The 18,346-nt window shown below is 59.9% G+C and carries 18 protein-coding genes; 6 read left to right on the top strand and 12 right to left on the bottom strand.

What is annotated here, in order from left to right:
* Positions 1-86 precede the first annotated feature (86 nt).
* Positions 87-1,073, top strand: a complete 987-nt coding sequence (locus C9413_RS00520) for a sugar-binding transcriptional regulator (protein ID WP_039846176.1) — start codon at positions 87-89, stop codon at positions 1,071-1,073.
* Here the strand turns inward: C9413_RS00520 and C9413_RS00515 are convergent.
* Both C9413_RS00515 and C9413_RS00510 read right to left on the bottom strand, forming a co-directional pair.
* Positions 1,064-1,936 (bottom strand): bifunctional helix-turn-helix domain-containing protein/methylated-DNA--[protein]-cysteine S-methyltransferase, encoded by an 873-nt coding sequence (locus C9413_RS00515; protein WP_039846177.1) that lies wholly within the window; start codon positions 1,934-1,936, stop codon positions 1,064-1,066. The genes C9413_RS00520 and C9413_RS00515 overlap by 10 nt on opposite strands.
* 69 nt (positions 1,937-2,005) lie before the next feature.
* Positions 2,006-2,503 carry a DUF2244 domain-containing protein gene (locus C9413_RS00510; RefSeq protein WP_039847005.1) on the bottom strand — a complete coding sequence of 166 codons (498 nt, stop codon included), beginning with the start codon at positions 2,501-2,503 and terminating at the stop codon, positions 2,006-2,008.
* Between C9413_RS00510 and nth the strand changes: the two genes are divergently transcribed.
* Positions 2,502-3,305: an endonuclease III gene (nth, locus tag C9413_RS00505; RefSeq protein WP_170250105.1), complete on the top strand. Its 804-nt coding sequence runs from the start codon at positions 2,502-2,504 to the stop codon at positions 3,303-3,305. The two genes, C9413_RS00510 and nth, sit on opposite strands and share 2 nt — an antisense overlap.
* A gap of 27 nt (positions 3,306-3,332) precedes the next feature.
* Here nth and C9413_RS00500 read toward each other — a convergent pair whose 3' ends face one another.
* On the bottom strand, positions 3,333-4,046 hold the full coding sequence (locus tag C9413_RS00500; protein ID WP_039846179.1) for a sulfate transporter family protein: 714 nt from the start codon (positions 4,044-4,046) through the stop codon (positions 3,333-3,335).
* A 233-nt stretch (positions 4,047-4,279) separates the two neighbouring features.
* On the opposite strand from C9413_RS00500, the gene C9413_RS00495 reads away from it, so the two are divergent.
* Positions 4,280-5,134 carry a MurR/RpiR family transcriptional regulator gene (locus tag C9413_RS00495; protein ID WP_039846180.1) on the top strand — a complete coding sequence of 285 codons (855 nt, stop codon included), beginning with the start codon at positions 4,280-4,282 and terminating at the stop codon, positions 5,132-5,134.
* On the opposite strand, the gene C9413_RS00490 is transcribed toward C9413_RS00495, so the two are convergent.
* From C9413_RS00490 to C9413_RS00450, 9 genes are all read right to left on the bottom strand, one after another.
* Positions 5,131-6,714, bottom strand: a complete 1,584-nt coding sequence (locus C9413_RS00490; protein ID WP_170250104.1) for an FGGY-family carbohydrate kinase — start codon at positions 6,712-6,714, stop codon at positions 5,131-5,133. The two genes, C9413_RS00495 and C9413_RS00490, sit on opposite strands and share 4 nt — an antisense overlap.
* Positions 6,714-7,403: an HAD family hydrolase gene (locus C9413_RS00485; protein WP_039847006.1), complete on the bottom strand. Its 690-nt coding sequence runs from the start codon at positions 7,401-7,403 to the stop codon at positions 6,714-6,716. The genes C9413_RS00490 and C9413_RS00485 overlap by 1 nt, the downstream gene beginning before the upstream one ends.
* Positions 7,404-7,496: 93 nt before the next feature.
* Positions 7,497-8,984 (bottom strand): mannitol dehydrogenase family protein, encoded by a 1,488-nt coding sequence (locus tag C9413_RS00480; RefSeq protein WP_170250110.1) that lies wholly within the window; start codon positions 8,982-8,984, stop codon positions 7,497-7,499.
* 96 nt (positions 8,985-9,080) lie between these two features.
* Positions 9,081-10,079, bottom strand: a complete 999-nt coding sequence (locus tag C9413_RS00475) for an ABC transporter ATP-binding protein (RefSeq protein WP_039846183.1) — start codon at positions 10,077-10,079, stop codon at positions 9,081-9,083.
* Positions 10,080-10,097: 18 nt separating this feature from the next.
* Positions 10,098-10,928: a carbohydrate ABC transporter permease gene (locus tag C9413_RS00470; protein ID WP_022715969.1), complete on the bottom strand. Its 831-nt coding sequence runs from the start codon at positions 10,926-10,928 to the stop codon at positions 10,098-10,100.
* 1 nt (position 10,929) lies between these two features.
* Positions 10,930-11,802, bottom strand: coding sequence for a sugar ABC transporter permease (locus tag C9413_RS00465; RefSeq protein ID WP_039846184.1), 873 nt, complete (start codon positions 11,800-11,802; stop codon positions 10,930-10,932).
* Between the two features lie 132 nt (positions 11,803-11,934).
* On the bottom strand, positions 11,935-13,245 hold the full coding sequence (locus tag C9413_RS00460) for a sugar ABC transporter substrate-binding protein (RefSeq protein ID WP_039846185.1): 1,311 nt from the start codon (positions 13,243-13,245) through the stop codon (positions 11,935-11,937).
* A 145-nt stretch (positions 13,246-13,390) separates the two neighbouring features.
* Positions 13,391-14,344 (bottom strand): sugar-binding transcriptional regulator, encoded by a 954-nt coding sequence (locus tag C9413_RS00455; RefSeq protein WP_039846186.1) that lies wholly within the window; start codon positions 14,342-14,344, stop codon positions 13,391-13,393.
* Positions 14,345-14,483: 139 nt separating this feature from the next.
* Positions 14,484-15,062 (bottom strand): exopolysaccharide biosynthesis protein, encoded by a 579-nt coding sequence (locus C9413_RS00450; protein ID WP_223844027.1) that lies wholly within the window; start codon positions 15,060-15,062, stop codon positions 14,484-14,486.
* 264 nt (positions 15,063-15,326) lie between these two features.
* On the opposite strand from C9413_RS00450, the gene C9413_RS00445 reads away from it, so the two are divergent.
* The 3 genes from C9413_RS00445 to C9413_RS00435 are packed head-to-tail and all read left to right on the top strand — an operon-like array spanning position 15,327 to position 18,288.
* Positions 15,327-15,986, top strand: a complete 660-nt coding sequence (locus C9413_RS00445) for a response regulator (RefSeq protein ID WP_039846188.1) — start codon at positions 15,327-15,329, stop codon at positions 15,984-15,986.
* Positions 15,983-17,317, top strand: coding sequence for an ATP-binding protein (locus tag C9413_RS00440; protein WP_039846189.1), 1,335 nt, complete (start codon positions 15,983-15,985; stop codon positions 17,315-17,317). Before C9413_RS00445 ends, C9413_RS00440 begins: the two co-directional genes overlap by 4 nt.
* Before the next feature lie 59 nt (positions 17,318-17,376).
* A complete protein-coding gene (locus C9413_RS00435) occupies positions 17,377-18,288 on the top strand; it encodes an ROK family protein (RefSeq protein ID WP_039846190.1) in 912 nt (303 codons plus the stop codon).
* The last annotated feature ends 58 nt before the right edge of the window (positions 18,289-18,346 follow it).

Below are 18,346 nucleotides of genomic sequence, written 5' to 3'. Positions count from 1 at the left end.
CCCGTCATTATCGCTGGGAACAAGGAAAATGGCCCTGTTTTTCCGCCTCCGGATGCAACTAGGGTGAAACTCAAGCAGGAGAAGATGTGGTCAAGCTGAAACGCGGCACGCACACGGCTTACTCAGAAGCCTCCTCGCTGAGGCTACGCGCCGCGTGGCTCTACTACAATCAGGGCCTGACGCAGAAGGACGTCGCCGAGCAGCTCGGCATAAGCCGCACGACAGTCATCCGCTTGCTCGACGAGGCGATGAAGCGCAGCGAGGTGCAGATCTGGATCAACGATTCGATCGGCGACTGCGTCGAGCTTTCCGTGAAGCTGGAGCGCGCCTACGGGCTCGACGAGGCAATCGTTGTGCCCGCTCCCGTCAGTTCCGACGTCGATAGTCTCGCAAAGAGCGTCGGGCTTGCGCTCGGCCAGTTCCTCTCCGAGGCGATCCCCGACGACTATACGATCGGCGTCGGCTGGGGACGCACGATGACGGCTTCGCTTTCGAGCTTCCGGCCGCCTCGGCGCACCAATTGTAAGGTCGTCTCGCTGCTAGGCGGCATCGTCGCCGTGCACCAGACAAACCCCATCGACTATACGTGGCGGCTTGCAAGCCAACTTGGCGCCGAGTGCTACATGTTCCTCTCGCCGCTGCTCGTGGATTCGGTCGAGACGAAGCGTAATCTGATCGAAAAATGCGGGCTGGACACGATCTACCGGCTTGCGGAAGACCTTGATCTTGCGATCGTCAGCTGCGGCGACATCGGCCCGCATTCGACATCTCTGTCGGAAGGCTGGATTTCCAAGGCCGAACTGCGGCAGCTGATCGAGGCCGGCTGCGTCTGCGACACGATGTTCAATTTTCTGGACAAGGACGGCAACACCGTCGATCACTCGATCAACAGCCGCGTGATGTCGGTCGATCTGGACACCCTGAAGAAGGCACGGCACATCGTGCTCTCTTCAGGGGGCGCACACCGCGCCGTCGCGGTCCGTGCCACCATCCGGCGCATCGGCTGCAATACGCTGATCACCGACGAGAGCGCCGCAAAGGCGCTGCTCGAACTAGCCGAAATTCACGCCTGACCGGCTTCCCACCCCAGTATCGCCCGTTTGCGGGTGAGACCCCAATGGTAGCCCGTCAAGTCGCCATTTTTCCCGAGCGCACGGTGGCATGGCACAACGAAGGAGATCGGATTGCGTCCAATCGCAGCACCGACTGCACGCGATGCCGTCGGCTGGCCGATATCTTTAGCGATGTCCGAATAAGTCATCGCTTTGCCAAGCGGAATCTTCAAAAGACTCTCCCAGACGCGGACCTGAAAATCCGTGCCGATGAGCACGACGCGCAAAGGCTGGTCTGCAGACCACTTTCCGGGCTCGAAAATGCGCTCTGCATAAGGCGTGGTTGCCTGCCGATCCTCGACATATTGGGCATTCGGCCAGCGGCACGTCATGTCTTCGAAACAGGCGGCCTCGTCGCCGAGATCGCTGAAGGCAAGGCCTGCAAGGCCGCGATCGGTGGCCATGACCAGCGCGACGCCGAAGGGCGACTGATGGAAGCCGTAGCGGATCGTCAGGCCGCCGCCCTTTGCCTTCCACTCACCGGGCGACATGGCCTCATGGGTGACGAAGAGATCGTGAAGACGGCTTGGACCGGAAAGGCCCACCTCGATCGAAGTTTCAAGCAGCGGCATGTCTTCATTGCGCAGCAACCGCTTGGCATGATCGAGCGTGACTGCCTGCAGGAAGGCCTTGGGCGAAAGCCCGGCCCAGCGGGTAAAGGTCTTTTGAAGCTGCGTCGGCGACTGGTTGAGCCGCGCGGCAATCGCCTCCAGCGACGGCTGGTCGCGATAGTCCTCGGTGATAAGTTCGATGACCTGACGGACGGTCTCGTAGTCCGGACCCTCCGGCGTCGTGTCTCTGTTCAGATTGGCGATCATATTCATCGTTCTTCTCCTTGTAACAAGGAGATAGTCAAGGGGAGCATCGCAAGCCACCCGTTTCTTGCGCAACGTCTAAATACGCTGCTTGACTGTCGCCAGCGCTCCTTTGAAGGCCTTGGCAAAGCTTTCGCGATCATCCGGATTGAGGAAGGAGCCGATATCCGTCCTCCGGCCCTCGCCGAAAATATGCATGGACAGAATGCCGATTTCCTGGTGGCGGCGGACGAGGAAACGCGCCCAGAAGGGATTGAAGTGATGCTCCACCATGCGTCCGGAAGGCGCGAACTTGCGGATCGCGACATCTGTGCGCGAAACGGTCACTTCCTCGCGCGCCTTGCCGGAGCGATAGTTGAGCCAGAAGGCACCGTAGAGCAACGCGAAATCCAGCCCGAAGAAGAAGCCGATCGGCCAAGCGCCTGTTATGACGAAGAATATCCCATAGATGAAACAGACGGCACCGGAAATCAAAAGCAGCACCCTGAAACCCTTGCGGCCGAGCGACCGGTAAGGGAAAAGTTCGGCTGCAAAAACAGGCTGTTCGTTCGCCCGCCCGGCGTTGCTTTCCGTCATGGCTGATGAGTATAGATTGTCGATGCCCGATCCGAAACTCAAATCCGTCCGCAAAACATCGCAAAAATCGAAAGTGATCACCCGCCGCAAGGCCGTCCCGGTGCGCACCGCGTATTCGCAAGCCGAGCGCGAGGAGATATTCCGCCGCTTCTCGATCCAGCGGCCGGAACCCAGAGGCGAGCTGGCACACACCAATCCGTTCACGCTCGTCGTTGCCGTGGCACTCTCCGCCCAGGCGACGGATGCCGGTGTCAACAAGGCGACGCGGGCGCTTTTCAAGGTAGCAGATACGCCGGAGAAGATGTTGGCGCTCGGCGAGGAACGCCTTCGCGACTACATCAGGACGATCGGCCTTTACCGCAACAAGGCGAAGAACGTCATGGCGCTCTCGCAAATGCTGGTCGATGAATTCGGCGGCGAGGTTCCGCAGAAGCGCGAGGAACTCGTGCGCCTGCCGGGCGTCGGCCGCAAGACAGCGAACGTGGTTCTGTCGATGGCCTTCGGCCAGGCGACGATGGCGGTGGACACGCACATCTTCCGCATCGCCAATCGCATCAAGCTGGCGCCGGGAAAGACACCGGACGAGGTCGAGGACCGCCTGATGAAGGTGATCCCCGGTCACTACCTTTATCATGCCCACCACTGGCTGATCCTGCACGGCCGCTACACGTGCAAGGCGCGCCGCCCGGAATGCGAGCGCTGCGTGATCGCCGATCTCTGCAAATCGCCGGAAAAGAGCTGCGACATACCGGCGCCGCTGGTCGAACTGCCGCCGCAGGTGATCGGCGAGGCCGTCGAATAGCCGAACAATCGGCCTCCTCGAACTGACCTACCGGTGAAAACCGAGATCCCGTTGGGAAATCAGCTTGTAGAGATGAACCATCATGCCCGCCGCAAAAAGCGGCGTCAGCAGATTGAGAAAGGGGATGGCCAGGAAAGCGGCGATCACCAAACCGCCGAGAAAGACGGTAGAAGCGTGCTTTGCCCTGAAGAGCCGGGCCTCCTGCGGAGAACGGAAGCGCATGGCGGCGAATTCGAAAAATTCCCGGCCGAGCAGATAACCGTTCACCAGGAAGAAGGCAATCAGGTTCACGCCCGGGATGAAGAGCAGGAGAAGAGCGACAATATTGCCGGCGATCACCACGCCCAGGAACTTGAGTGAACTCGCGATTGCCGGGGCGATCGGCATCGCCGTCCCCGGGGTATCCTCGGGATAATCCCGCTTCTCCACCACTTCCGCCACGTCATCGAGAAAAAGGCCGGCAATCAACGCCGTCACGGGCGACAGCAGCAGCGCCAAGGCCAAGGCAAGACCGATGCTTGCGAGAATAACAAAGACGAAGCTCAGCCAGCCGGCCCAATCCGGAATTTCCGGAAAGAAGCCCGCGATCCACGGAAATAGCAAAGTCATGAACAGGCCTCGCAGCACGAACCAGAGCCCAATGAGAACCAGGATCGTAAGCCCCAGCACCTTCCAGAAAACAGACCGGGTTTCAGGTGCAAAAAGGTTGAAAAACGCAAGGCGCGCGGCATCGAGGATCATTCTTCGCATCTCCAGGTTATATCTGCGCATGTAGGAATCTCAACGCCCGACGGCAAGTCGAAATAAAACTACATGCAACGATGGAAAACTTGTCTAAAATAACACACTAATATATAGTCTATAGTATTCGATATAAACTTGAGCCTAGGACGCAGCTTCCGGAAATAGTTGCAACGGCAAGTCTCGCCAATAGCGCATCCGCGAATTGCCTCTGGGAAGTCAGGGAGGCTGATGTGGAAGACTTTGTTCAGAAGCTCAGACACTATGTGAAGTCAGGCACGCCGGCCGAGCGCAGAATTGCGAAGTATTTTACCGAGCATCTGAACGACCTTCCCTTCGAGACCGCTGCCTCCGTGGCCGACAGGCTCGATCTAAGCCCGATGACGGTTGGCCGTTTTCTGCGCGCCCTCGGCTATCAGGGTCTCGACAGCGTCAAAGTCCATTTCCGTGAAACCGCAGTCACCTCTCCTGTCCAGCTTCAAAATTCGCTCAACGAGTTGCAGACCGACGCCTCGGAAGGAAAATCGCTTGCCTTGCTCGTCACCGAGCAGATCCAGGCACTGCACCACATCTACCATCTGACCGCACAGACGCATTGGGCCGAAGCCGTCGCGATGATTGGCATGGCGCGCGAAGTTTTCATTGCAACGCATGTACGGCTCGCGGGCTTCGCGACGCATTTCGCCCACCGGCTGACACGGTCGCGCGATGGCGTCCACGCACTGGACGGTTCGGCAAACCGCTTCGCCGAACTCTTCGCTCGCCCGAGCGGCGAAGGCGCCCTCTTGATCATCATCGATTGCCGACGCTTCGGCAAAGCGCGTCTGTTGGCGCGAACCGCGCGGCGCTATGGCTACAAGGTCGTGCTGATCACAACGGAAAACAGCGACTGGCTGCCCGACCAATCCAACGTCATGCTGGCGCTTCCGCCTGCCCGCTCGCCCGACGAGGACAACCTTCCTCCGTTGATCGCTCTTCTCGACTGTCTGTCGGAATCCGTCATTGCCGCCGCAGGCGAAGAGGCGCTCGCACGCCGGCGGCGAATGTCGGAATTCGGCACCATTCTCGGAGAAAGCGGCAATCGCTAGCTTATCGCGTCCAGTTCGGCGCGATGGCGATACATCGCGAGAAACCGCCGGTATTCGCGATCATACAGAGCCTGCTTTGTCGCGTCCGGCGCACGCTCTTCACCGCCGGGATACATTGCCACGCCGGCCGTCGTGAGATCCTTATGTAAGCCACAGGCAACAGAAGCCCCGATCGCAGTGCCCAGCAACACCGCCTCGTTCATCTTCGGAACGACGACCCTGCAGCCTGTCGCATCCGAGTAAAGCTCCATCAGCACGGGGTTCTTTACATGCCCGCCCGCAACATGCAGCGTGTCCGGCACATAACCGTATTCCTTCATCTTTTCGAGAATATGCCGGATGCCGAGCGCAATGCCGACGGCCGTACGCCAGTAGAGCGCGCAACGGCCGTCGAATGACGTATCGAGCGTCAGCCCGCTGATAGTGCCGACGGCGTGCGGATCGGCAAGAGGCGACCGGTTGCCGTGGAAATCCGGCAGCACGAAGATGCGCGAGCCGAGCGTGTCGCCGTCTTCGGCCCGCAATTGCGCAATGCGGGAGACGATCTTCTGATGCAATGCGGCGGTGGGCTCGCCCCCGGCGGCATGCATACGCACGATATGCTCGAGCAACGCACCCGTCGCCGATTGACCGGCTTCAACAAGCCACGAATCGTGAAAGACGACCTCGTAGTACGGTCCCCACATGCCATGGCTTGGCTTTCGATCGCGGGAGAACGAAATGATGCAGCTCGAGGTTCCCGCAATGAGCGCCAACTGACGCTCAAGCTGCGCTGGGTCGGCCGCATAGCCGGCAAGCGTGCCGAGCGCGCCCGCATAGGCGTCGATCAGGCCTGCCGAAACGTGGCAATCCGTCGTGAGCCCGAGTGCTGATGCGGTCTCCTGGGTGAGCGTGCCGACGCTAGTGCCGACCGGTGCTGTCTCGTCGGGTAGATGGCCGCGCTCCTGCAGGTCTTCCAGACCGATCTGCGCGAGAAAATCCCGCTGCCAGCCCTTTTCCTTGTGCGCCAGATAATTCCACTTCGCCGTCAGCGTGCTGCGCGAACGGGCAAGCGAGCCCGTCGCCTTCCATGTCATGAAGTCGGCAAGATCGAAGAAATAACCGGCATTCATCCAGGTGCCAGGCAGTTTCTTCTTCAGCCACATCAGCTTTGGCATCTCCATCTCCGGCGACATGAAATGCCCGCAATGATCGAGAACCGCATGGCCGGTTGCCGTGCAGAAATCAGCTTCGTTCAACGCCCTGTGGTCGAGCCAGACGATCGTGTCGAAGCGCCTCTCGCCCCCGGTCGAGACGCTGATCTGCCCACCATCGACATCGCGGACGACGAGCGAGCATGTGCCGTCGAAGCCGATCGCACCGACAGACGCAGGAGCTGCGCCCGATTGTTCCATCGCCTTGCGAACGACGATGCACACCGCAGACCAGATGTTTTCGGAATCATGTTCGGCATGATTTTCACGCGGCCTATTCATGATGATCGGATGTTCGGCCTTTCCGAGCAGGCGACCGCGGGCATCGAACACACCGGCACGCGCGCTGCCGGTGCCGACATCCACCGCAACCACATGATCATGCATCAAGGGCAGGCCCCATCCAGCTTTTGTTTCTGGATAAGGTGTATCAAATCCGGCATTGCGTCAAACACGCGTTCCGGCGAAAGCCGCTCGAGTTCGGCACGATAACCTGCAAAATTGGCATGCGACCCGCCGGTAAAGGCAAAGACCGTCATGCCTGCGGCCTGGGCTGCCTCGATCCCCGCCGGGCTGTCTTCGATTACGAGGCAGTCCTCCGGATCGACCTGCATTTCGCGGGCCGCATGCAGGAAGAGGTCCGGCGCCGGCTTTCCATTCTTCACCATCGAGGCGCTGAAGATGTTCGGTAGCTTGTCGATAAGGCCGGTGACGGTGAGCGACAGCCTGATGCGCTCGACCTGGCTGGACGAAGCGACGCAGCACGGGATGTCGAGCGCGTCGATTGTCGCACCTATGCCTTCGATCGGCCTCAGTTCTTTCCTGAATCGCGAATAGAGATTGGTGCGGATGCGCTCGAGAAACTCGTCGCCGGCATGCACCTGATATTCGCTCTTCATCGTTTCGATGACGGTCGCTAGGCTCTTGCCGAGGAATCGCCCATAGACCTCCTCCTCGGTGATCGGCACTCCGAGGTCGTTCATCGCCTCGACGAGCACGCTGACGGAGATCGGCTCGCTATCGACAAGGACACCGTCACAATCGAAAATGACCAGGCGTGTTTCAGAATTAGCCATGAAGACCAACCAGAGTTCCGTTCGGGCGCGTTATCGGCTCGCGCATGCGCAAGCCGGATCAATGGCGGCAGGAATTGCCGCCATGTTGATTTCCTACACTGCAAGCTTGCCGTCGAGATAGAGCTGCAAGGTCGCGCGGGTGCCCTTTTCCCACGCTGTTTTCAGGGCATGCGCAAAACGCTTGCAGAACAACTCCGATTGCGACACCTCGCCGAAAATGTCGTCGAAGACGAGGAACGCCGCCGGATCGTCCTTTGCCCTCAGCGCGGCGGCATGGAGCCGGTCGGCACTAGCATCGTTGAAAACGATCTTTTTGCCGCTGTCGGTCGTGCCCGCGAAGTAACGGCACCAGAGAGCCGAAACCAGCGAAAGACCGACGACGTCCTTGCCCTGGCGCAGATTGTCGAGCGTGGATGGCAGGATAAATTTCGGCTGACGGTTCGAACCGTCCTGGGCCAGGCGCGGGATCGTGTCGGCGATCTTCGGGTTCAGAAGTCGGCGTTCGATCAGCGCGAAATAATCCTTGAGCGAGGTATTCGGCACGGGCGGCACGATCGGGATGATCTCGTCGTTTTCGAGTTTGGCGAGGAACGCGCGGATCAGAGGCTCTTGCATCGCGTCATGCACGAAATGGATGTCCATCAACGCCGCCGGGTACGCGATCGCCGCATGGCCGCCATTGAGGATGCGTATCTTCATATGCTCGTAAGGCGTGACATCCGGCACGAAGGTGACGCCGACTTTATCGAGCGCTGGCCGTCCGGCCGTAAACTTGTCTTCCAGCACCCACTGCTTGAACTCTTCACAATAGACCGGCCAGTTGTCTTCAATACCGAAAGTATCCGTCAGCAAATCGATCTCGCGCTGGCCCGTTGCCGGCGTAATGCGATCAACCATGGCGTTCGGGAAGGCGACATTCGCCTTGATCCACACGGCAAACGCCGGATCGGAAAGCTCCGCCATGCCCAAGACGGCGTTTCTGGTGACGGCACCGTTATGCGGAATGTTGTCGCAGGACATAACGGTGAAGGGCACGATGCCCTTCTCCTTGCGTGTCTTGAGACCGGCAACGATAAGGCCAAAAACGGTTTTCGGCTCGGACGGGTTTTTTCCGTCCGCGACAATCGCCGGATTCGATGGATTGAATTTGCCGGACGCGTCGATGAAGTATCCGCCCTCGGTGATCGTCAGCGAGACGATGCGGATAGCGGGATCGGCGAGTTTGGCGACGATGGCTCCGCAATCGCCGACCGGCAGGATGTCGACCATCGGCCCCGTGACACGCGCCGCCGTCTTGTTGTTGTCCTGCTCCACGACCGTCGTCAGGAAGTCCTGCGCTGCAAGCTTCTCGCGCATCGCGGCGTCGGAAGGCAGCATGCCTGCGCCGATGATGGCCCAGTCGTGATCCTTTCCTTGGTTGAAAAGGTCATCGAGGTAGATAGCCTGGTGGGCGCGGTGGAAATTGCCAACGCCGAAGTGCACGATGCCGGCCGTAAGCGACGCTCGGTCATAAGCCGGGATTTCGGCCGTTTTAGCCGCAGCGGCAAGCGTTGCCAGCGTTAATTTGCACGCAGTGTTCACGCCCTCTTCGGTGCTGTCGACCTCGTTCTCCCGCTCTGCTCTCAGCAAACCGGACGCCTTGCCCGGCCTGCATTCTCACCCCGCCCGGCATTTGCCTCAGATGGCGAGGCCGCCCTCGTTGAATTTATGGATACGCGTCTTGTCCGCCGTCAGATAGACGGTGTCCCCGGCCTTCGCCGGGAAATCGCCGCCACCACGTGCCGTAACCGAGCCGATACCATCGACGTCGATATGCAGGAACGTGTCGGAGCCGAGATGCTCGGCGACGATGACCCTGCCCTTCCAGTCGCCGCTTTCGGTCGAAAGCAGCACATGCTCCGGACGCACGCCGATCGTATGCGCATTCAGCGCAGCCGCATTCTGACCGGTGATGAAATTCATCTTCGGCGAGCCGATGAAACCGGCAACGAAGAGATTGCGTGGGCTCTTGTAGAGCTCCAGCGGCGAGCCCACCTGCTCGATGTTGCCGCGGTTCAACACGACGATCTTGTCGGCCATTGTCATGGCTTCCACCTGGTCGTGGGTGACGTAGACCATCGTCGTCTTCAGTTGTTGGTGCAGTTCGCTGATCTCGATGCGCATGTTGACGCGAAGTGCGGCATCGAGGTTCGATAGCGGCTCGTCGAAGAGGAAGGCAGATGGCTGGCGCACGATGGCGCGACCGATCGCGACTCGCTGCCGCTGGCCACCGGAAAGCTGGCGCGGCTTGCGCTCCAGATAATCCGTCAGGTTGAGCACGCGAGCGGCATCGCTTACCTTCCTGTCGATCTCGGTCTTGTCCATGCCCGCCATCTTCAATGGGAAGGCAATATTGTTGCGCACGCTCATATGCGGATAAAGCGCATAGGATTGGAACACCATCGCAAGCCCGCGCTCGGAGGGTGCCTTTTCGGTGGCGTCCTTGCCGTCGATGACGATCTTGCCGCCGGAAACGTCCTCCAGCCCGGCGATCAGCCTGAGCAACGTGGACTTGCCGCAGCCCGACGGGCCGACGAAGACGACGAATTCGCCGTCCTGGATGTCGAGATCGATCGAAGGGATGACCTTGGCTTCGCCGAAGACCTTCGAAACGCTCTGAAGGGTAATGCTGCCCATGTTTCTCTCCCTGATGTCTTATTTCACCGCGCCGAAGGTCAGGCCGCGGACGAGTTGTTTTTGGCTGAACCAGCCGAGGATCAGGATCGGCGCAATTGCCATTGTCGATGCTGCCGAAAGCTTGGCGTAGAACAGACCTTCGGGGCTGGAGTAGGAGGCGATGAATGCCGTCAGCGGCGCGGCTTTCGATGCGCTGAGGTTCAGCGTCCAGAAGGCTTCGTTCCATGCCAGTATGATGTTGAGGAGCAGCGTAGAGGCAATGCCCGGTATCGCCATCGGCGTCAGCACGTAGATGATTTCCTTGGCGAGCGATGCGCCGTCCATGCGCGCCGCCTCGAGGATTTCGCCAGGGATTTCCTTGAAGTAGGTGTAGAGCATCCAGACGATGATCGGCAGGTTGATCAGCGTCAGCACGATCACCAGCCCCATCCGGCTGTCGAGCAGGCCGAAATTGCGGAACATCAGGTAGATCGGAATGAGCGCGCCGACCGGCGGCATCATCTTCGTCGACAGCATCCACATCAGCACGTCCTTGGTCCGCTTGGTCGGCGAGAATGCCATGGCCCAGGCGGCAGGGATCGCGATGATGAGGCCGATCAGCGTCGAGCCGAAGGAAATGATCACCGAATTCATGAAGTGGCCGAGATAGTTAGACCGGCTCTGCACCTCCGCATAGCTTTCCGTCGTCCAGTGGAAGAACAGGAACTGCGGTGGCGAAGCAATCGCGTCGGCCTCCGACTTGAAGCTCGTAAGAAACGTCCAGAGGATCGGAAAGAAGATCAGGATCGCCAGCGTCCAGGCGATTGCCGTCATGATCACCTTGCGTTGAGTTGTGACTTTTCTAGCCATCTCAAGACTCCAGATTCTTGCCAACAAGGCGGACAAGGAAGATCGCGACGATGTTGGCGAGGATGACCGCAATGATACCGCCCGCCGAAGCGCCGCCGATATCGAACTGAAGAAGCGCCTGCGCATAGACGAGGTAGGTCAGGTTCGTGCTCTGCGTGCCCGGGCCGCCGTTGGTGGTAACCAGGATTTCGGCAAAGACCGAAAGCAGGAAGATCGTCTGGATCAGGATCACCACCGTGATGGCGCGCGCCATATGCGGCAGAATGATATAGATGAATCTCGATATCGCGCCGGCGCCATCCATTTCGGCAGCTTCCTTCTGCTCCTCGTCCAGCGACTGCAACGACGTGAGCAGGATCAGCGTCGCAAACGGCAGCCACTGCCAGGCAACGATCAGAATGATCGAGAACAACGGCGCGTTTGCCAGCCAGTCGTAGGGCTGCAGTCCGAGCGCCTTGGCAAGATGTGCGAAGAGCCCGTTGACCGGGTTCATGAACATGTTCTTCCAGACAAGCGCTGCCACCGTCGGCATGACGAAGAACGGCGCAATCACCAGGATGCGCACGATGCCCTGGCCATAGATGTCCTGGTCGAGCAGCAAGGCGAAGGCGATACCGCCGACCACGGTGATGATCAGCACGCCGAGCACCAGCAGCAGCGTATTGGTGAGTGCTGCGAAAAAGGCCGGATCGGACAGGAAGTAGCTGTAGTTCAGAAAGCCGACGAAGCTCTCCATTCCCGGGCTGAGAAGGTTGTAGTTCAAAGTCGAGAAATAGATCGTCATCGCAAGCGGGACGATCATCCACGCGAAGAGAAGCACGACGGACGGTGCGATCATCATTCGCGCTGCGGAGCGGGTGTGTAACGTTGCCATGGCGATGACCGATCCTGTTTCGAGGGACGTCTGGCTGCAGGGCAGCTAAGAAAAAGGGGCCGCCGACGCTATTCGGGCATTCGGCGGCCCAGAGGGGCGGGAGGTCAACGATCCCACCGTCTCAGGAGGTTATTATTTGATGTAACCAGCCTTGGTCATTTCGCGGGTCGCCAGTTGCTGCGCGCTCTGCAGCGCCTGGTCGACCGAGACCTGGCCGGCGAGAGCGGCGGAGAACTGCTGGCCGACGGCCGTGCCGATGCCCTGGAATTCGGGGATCGCCACAAACTGGACGCCGACATAGGGAACCGGCTTTACGGTCGGCTTGGTCGGGTCAGCCGCATTGATGGAGTCGAGCGTCATCTTCGCGAAAGCCGCAGCCTTCTGGTATTCTGCGTTCTCATAGAGCGAGGTACGCGTGCCGGGAGGTGCGTTCAGCCAGCCTTCCTTCTCGGCGACGAGCTTGGTGTAGTCCTTGCTCGTTGCCCAGGCGACGAACTTCTCAGCTGCTTCGACCTTCTGCGAGCTCGCCGGGATGGCAAGGCTCCAGGCCCACAGCCAGTTGCCACGCTTGCCGAGACCCTTGTCCGGAGCCAGTGCGAAACCGACCTTGTCGGCAACCTTCGATTCCTTCGGGTTGCTGACGAAGGAGGCCGCAACGGTGGCGTCGATCCACATGCCGCACTTGCCGGTCTGGAAGAGCGCCAGGTTTTCGTTGAAGCCGTTCGACGAAGCGCCGGGAGGGCCGGCTTCCTTCATCAGGTCGACGTAGAAGGTGAGCGTGTCCTTCCACTCCGGCTGGTCGAACTGGGGTTTCCAGCTCTCATCGAACCAGCGGGCACCGAAGGAGTTCGACATCGCCGTGAGGAAGGCCATGTTTTCGCCCCAGCCGGCTTTGCCGCGCAGGCAGATGCCGTAGATTTCCTTGTCCTTGTCGGTGATCTTCTTCGCAGCGTCGGCGATGAAGTCCCAGGTCGGCGCGTCGGGCATCTTCAAACCGGCGGCGTCGAAGAGGTCTTTCCGATACATGACCATCGAGCTTTCACCGTAAAACGGCGCCGCATACAGCTTGCCGTCTACAGTCAGGCCGCTGCGTATGGCTGGCAGCAGGTCGTCGGCGTCATAATCGGCGCCCAGGTTGTCGAGCGGCAGGAGCCAGCTCTGCTTTGCCCAGATCGGGACTTCATAAGTGCCGATCGTCAGAACGTCGTACTGGCCGCCCTTGGTCGCGATGTCAGTCGTGACCTTCTGGCGCAGAACGTTCTCTTCGAGGGTAACCCATTCAAGGTCGATGTCGGGATTCTTCGCCTTGAAGTCATCCGTCAGCTTCTGCATTCGGATCATGTCGCCGTTGTTCACGGTCGCGATCGTCAGCGTTTCGGCCGAAGCCATGCCCGCAAACGCCAATGCTGAGCAGGCGCCCAGCAGAATAGTTCTCAATGTCATATCTTCCTCCCAGAAGATGGGGTATGAGCATTCGCTTTGCTCGTGAGCAATTACTCACTACAGAGCGTGGGATGTCAATTGGAATCGTTGCTGCAACAGCGAAATGACCAGCTATGCGATTGATTTTGAATATGATATTTTTTGCTCAAGACGTGAGCAAAAAATCGGCAGTCTGTTCATCGGTGATCAGGCTATTGATTTGACGGCCAACAATTGCGGCCCTAATCGCCTTGAACTTGCGCTTGCCCTTGGCGATTCCAATGACTGTCGAGGTTTCGCGTGAAGGAATCGAGGCCGACGCGACGCGCTCGTTGATCGGATTATCGAGAAGCCTGCCCTCCTCGTCGAAAATCCAGCCGCAGATTTCGCCGACGGCCCCCTCGCGCATCAGCTCCATCATCTCGTCCTTCTCCAGGAAGCCGTCGACGCACAGTGGGCCGTCGATGCCCAGTTCGCCGATACCGACGAAGGTCACATCGGCTTGGGCGCTGATTGCAAGCGTGTAGCGCACCAGTTGCTGGCCATGGAGCAATTCACGCTCCTCGGCCGAGGTGACGAGCACGGGCAGCGGCATCGGGAAGTGCCGCGCCTTCACCGCATCCGCCATGCTGAAGATGACATTGTAATAGGCGGCTGAACCGTCCGGCGTGATGTTGCCCGTCAGCGAAACGATGCGATGATTCGGACATTCGATCGTCGGCAGTTGATCGACCGCAGCCTTCAACGTGCGGCCGGTACCAACGGCGAGCACGATCGGATCCGGCCGCTTGAGCCATCGCTCGATCTCAGCAGCCGCCGCTTCGGCAATGCCGACCGTCCTCGATGAAGACCCCGGATCGCTCGGCACGATCTCGACATGCTTGAGGTCGAATTTCTTGCGCAGCTGGTTGGCGAGCTCGAGGCAGGCAGCAATCGGATGATCGAGCCGCACTTTGATGAGTTTTTCAGCGACGGCCAGCGACACCAGGCGCTGTGCTGATTGTCGCGAGATACCCATCGCAGAGGCAATCTCGTCCTGCGTGCGCCCAGCCACGTAATAAAGCCAGCCCGCACGCGCTGCGTCGTCCAGCCGTCCAGGTGTCTCGGTTCTTTTCGCCATTGAGGTCTACCGCGCGTAAAATGGGCCGGCTTTCTGCCGGACGAATATCTTTGAGTCTGTGCCGCGCCAGATCAGAACAAAATTGAGCAAAAGTCGAGTGCATTGAGAAAATGCATCGGCGGTATGGGCGAATATTCGCTCAGGCAAACCAGTTTGTGACGAAGAAGATCGCAGCCTTGATAAGGCCGTAGATCACGCCGCCAACGACGGTCAGTGAAATACCGGCCATGACCATTCCAAACGCCGAAAAGAGACCGTCCTTGCCCAAAATGCCGAAGGAAAACAGGCAGATGGTAAAAGCCGGCAGGATGTTGCCGAGCGGGATCGGCAGCGTCAGGATGACCGCAAGCACTAGGCACAGAAAGCCCACAAGGTATTCGGCAGGCGGCTCGACGAGGAAAGAAAGCCGCGGCTGCAGCATGCGCTCGGCAAAGGCGAGCCAACGGTGGATTCGCGAGACGACCGCCTCGAAATCCTCGCGCTTCATCGACCGTCCGGCAATTACCTTCGGTAACCATGGCTTCAGCCCGAACGTCAGCTGCGCTGCAAGAAAAAGTAGCGGCGCGCCGAGGATTGCGGAGGTTCCGGGCGGCGTCGGCACCAGATTGGGAATGGCAAAGACCAGCATGAGCGCACCGGTCGCGCGGTCGCCCATCACCTCGAAAAGATCGCCGATCGAAATGCGCTCGCGGCTCCTGTCACCCGCAAGCTGCCTCAGGATGGCCGAAAGCCGTCGCCCTCTTAGGCGCGGACTCCTGATCAAACGCCTGCGCGATGTCTCCATTTGCTCGATTGTCATAACATCCCGGCTCGTCGGCTCGCGACTGATACCATCTCAATGTGAATCTTCTCTGTCGAATGCGCCGCCATCATGGCCGCGCGGGTTCTGGATCACGGCTATTGCATGGCGATTTTTCGCCGGCACCCTTCACTTGACCCTTAGCAAAAAGCAGCGCTACTGCTCTTGGCAAGGAGAAATTGCTTGCGCATTCTTTTGGTTGAAGACGACAAGATGATTGGGCAAGCGGTGCGCGATCACGTTGCAGCGGCCGCTCACGCGATCGACTGGATGTGTACGATCGGCGATGCTGAGGCCGCTGCAGGCTCCGTCGACTACGGTCTGATCCTGCTTGATCTGCAGCTTCCCGACGGCAGAGGCATCGATTTGCTGAAACGGTTGCGTAACGACGGCATGGCAATGCCGGTAATAATTCTCACTGCGCGCGACCAGATTTCCGATCGCATCGAGGGCCTGAACGCCGGCGCCGACGACTACCTCGTCAAGCCATTCGATCTCGGAGAATTGCAGGCCCGCATCATGGCGGTCGCGCGCCGCTACGACGCCAATCCAAGGACTATCATCCGCATTGCCGATATCGAGATCGACCGGCCGCAGCACAGAATTGCCATCGCCGGCGAGCCGGTCGTGCTGACCAGCCGCGAATGGGCTGTGCTCGATCTGCTCATCGCCCGTCCGGGCGCAATCGTGCCGAAGGACCGGATCGAGGAAGCCCTTTATGCCTTCGGCTCGGAGATCGAAAGCAATACGGTTGAGGTCTATGTCAGCCGGCTGCGCAAGAAGATCGGTCGCGACAGGATCAAGACCGCCCGCGGCATCGGCTACACGCTGGCGCAAGCATGAGACGCGAACCGAGCATTACGCGCCGGCTCATTCTGGCGCTCACAAGTACTATGGTCATCTTCTGGCTCGCCGCGATCGGGCTCGGCATCCAGGTGATGCAGCACGAATTCGACGAGCTTTTCGACAGCGCCCAGCAGGAGACGGCCCAGCGCCTTTTGGCGCTGATCGTCGACGACCTGAACCAGCGCGCCGAAACCTACGCTTCCGGCGTCGCAATTTTAAATACGCCAGCCAGCCGCGAATATCTGACCTATCAAGTCCGCGACAAGGACGGAAATGTCGTTCTCCGCTCCAATGACGCTTCGCCCGAACCTTTCGATGCGCCACTCGTCCGCGGTTTTCACAACAACGATCACCAGCGCATCTATACCGAAGCGACCGCTGACGACGCCCTGTTCATGCAGGTGGCCGATCGCCTCGGCAATCGTCGCGAAGCCGTGCGCGAAAGCGCCGTCACGCTGCTGCTTCCACTGATCGTGCTGATCCCGGCGAGTATCTTCGCCATCTGGCTCATCCTTGGCCGGGCGCTGAAGCCGATCGAAACGCTACGCCGGGACATCGCCACCAAGGACAGCGGCAACATGGCAGCCATTGAAGGCGACGGGTTGCCGAAAGAAATCAAGCCGATCGCTCGCTCGGTCAATCTTCTGCTCGCTCGTCTCCGGTCGGCCCTTGAAGCGGAACGCGAATTTACCGCTAACAGCGCTCACGAGCTCCGCACGCCGATTGCCGGCGCTCTGGCACAGACCCAGCGATTGGCCGAAGAACTGTCGGCCGGTGCCGCCAGGACGCGGGCGCTGCAGGTCGAAAGCTCGCTCGTCGATCTCGGCCGCCTTGCCGAAAAACTGCTGCAGCTTTCACGCGCCGAAGCCGGCATCGGTGCCAGCGACAAAGCCGCCGATCTCAGCAAGGTGCTGGAGATGATCGTCAGCGACTACGAGCGCGACAGCCGCACCAAGGGGCGCGTCAACTATGTGCCCGACGCCGGAGCAACGCTTGTCCGTTATGCAGACATGGATGCCTTTGGCATCGTCATGCGCAACCTCATCGAAAACGCGCTTCTTCACGGCGACCAGGATCGGCCCGCCACGGTCAGCCTGGATAAGGCCGGGACCATCCGTGTCGTCAATGGCGGCCCTGCGATCCGGGAAGCCGATCTTGCGGGCCTCAAGAAACGCTTCCGGCGCGGCACGACCAGCGCATCCGGTTCCGGACTGGGCCTTGCGATCGCCGACCGCATCGTCGCACAGATGGGCGGCACGCTGGAACTCCTCTCCCCGGCAAGCGACGAGACTTCCGGCTTCGAGGCGAAGGTGAACCTGCCGGCATAGGACTTGCAAATCCGCCCGAAGGGTGCGAGCAGACGCGGAAACTTTCGAGGCAGACAAGCATGATCATCTCACTCGACATCGGCGGTTCGGCGATCAAAGGCGGTATCGCACGCTCGGAAACGGATATCGTTCCAATGGGTCGCCGTCCGACGCCCAAGGATGATTTTGCTGCTTTCGCCGAGACCATCCGCAGCTTCATAGCAGAGACCAGCGAAACACCTTCGTGCCTTGCCTTCTCGATTGCCGGCGTCGTCGATCCGGATACGCAACGGCTGACATGCGCCAACATTCCCTGCATTCACAACCGCAGCCTTGCGGCTGATCTGGAGGCCGAACTTGGCTTTCCGGTCCTGATTGCCAACGACGCCGATTGCTTCACCATGGCCGAAGCCGAACTCGGCGCCGGGCGCGGCCACCGCATCGTCTTCGGTGCGATCCTCGGCACTGGCGTCGGCGGCGGGCTCGTTTCCGACGGCCGGCTCGTCAACGCCTCGGGCGGTTTCGCCGGCGAATGGGGTCACGGCCCGATCCTCGCCTGCGAAGCCGGCAATCCCCCCGTGAAAATCCCGGCCCTTCCCTGCGGCTGCGGCCAGAAGGGCTGCGTCGATACAGTCGGTGGCGCCCGCGGCCTCGAGCGGCTTCACAAGACGCTGCACGACCTCGACTTCCCGAGCGAGGAAATCATCGCGCAATGGCGACGGGGTGAGGAAAAGGCGACGAACACGATCGATGTCTATACCGATCTCGTCGCCTCGCCCTTGGCACTCACTGTCAATATCACCGGCGCGACCATCGTCCCGGTCGGCGGCGGCCTTTCCAATGTCGAGCCGCTGCTTGCCGAACTCGACAAGGCCGTAAGGGGCCGCACGCTGCGCAGGTTCGACCGGCCGCTGATCGTGCGCAGCGAATGCCGCTTAGAGCCGGGCCTCATTGGCGCGGCTCTTCTGGGCCTGAAAGCGGTAGCGGCTTGAGAGCATTTTTTCGAGTGAGTTGATTGGAAAATGAAAATGGCGGGGCTTTCACCCGCCA

The organism is Rhizobium sp. SEMIA 4085, assembly GCF_013004495.1.
GTDB classification, from domain to species: domain Bacteria; phylum Pseudomonadota; class Alphaproteobacteria; order Rhizobiales; family Rhizobiaceae; genus Rhizobium; species Rhizobium gallicum.
Note: the sequence above shows the minus strand (reverse complement) of the source record. Positions and strands in the feature narration are given on the sequence as shown.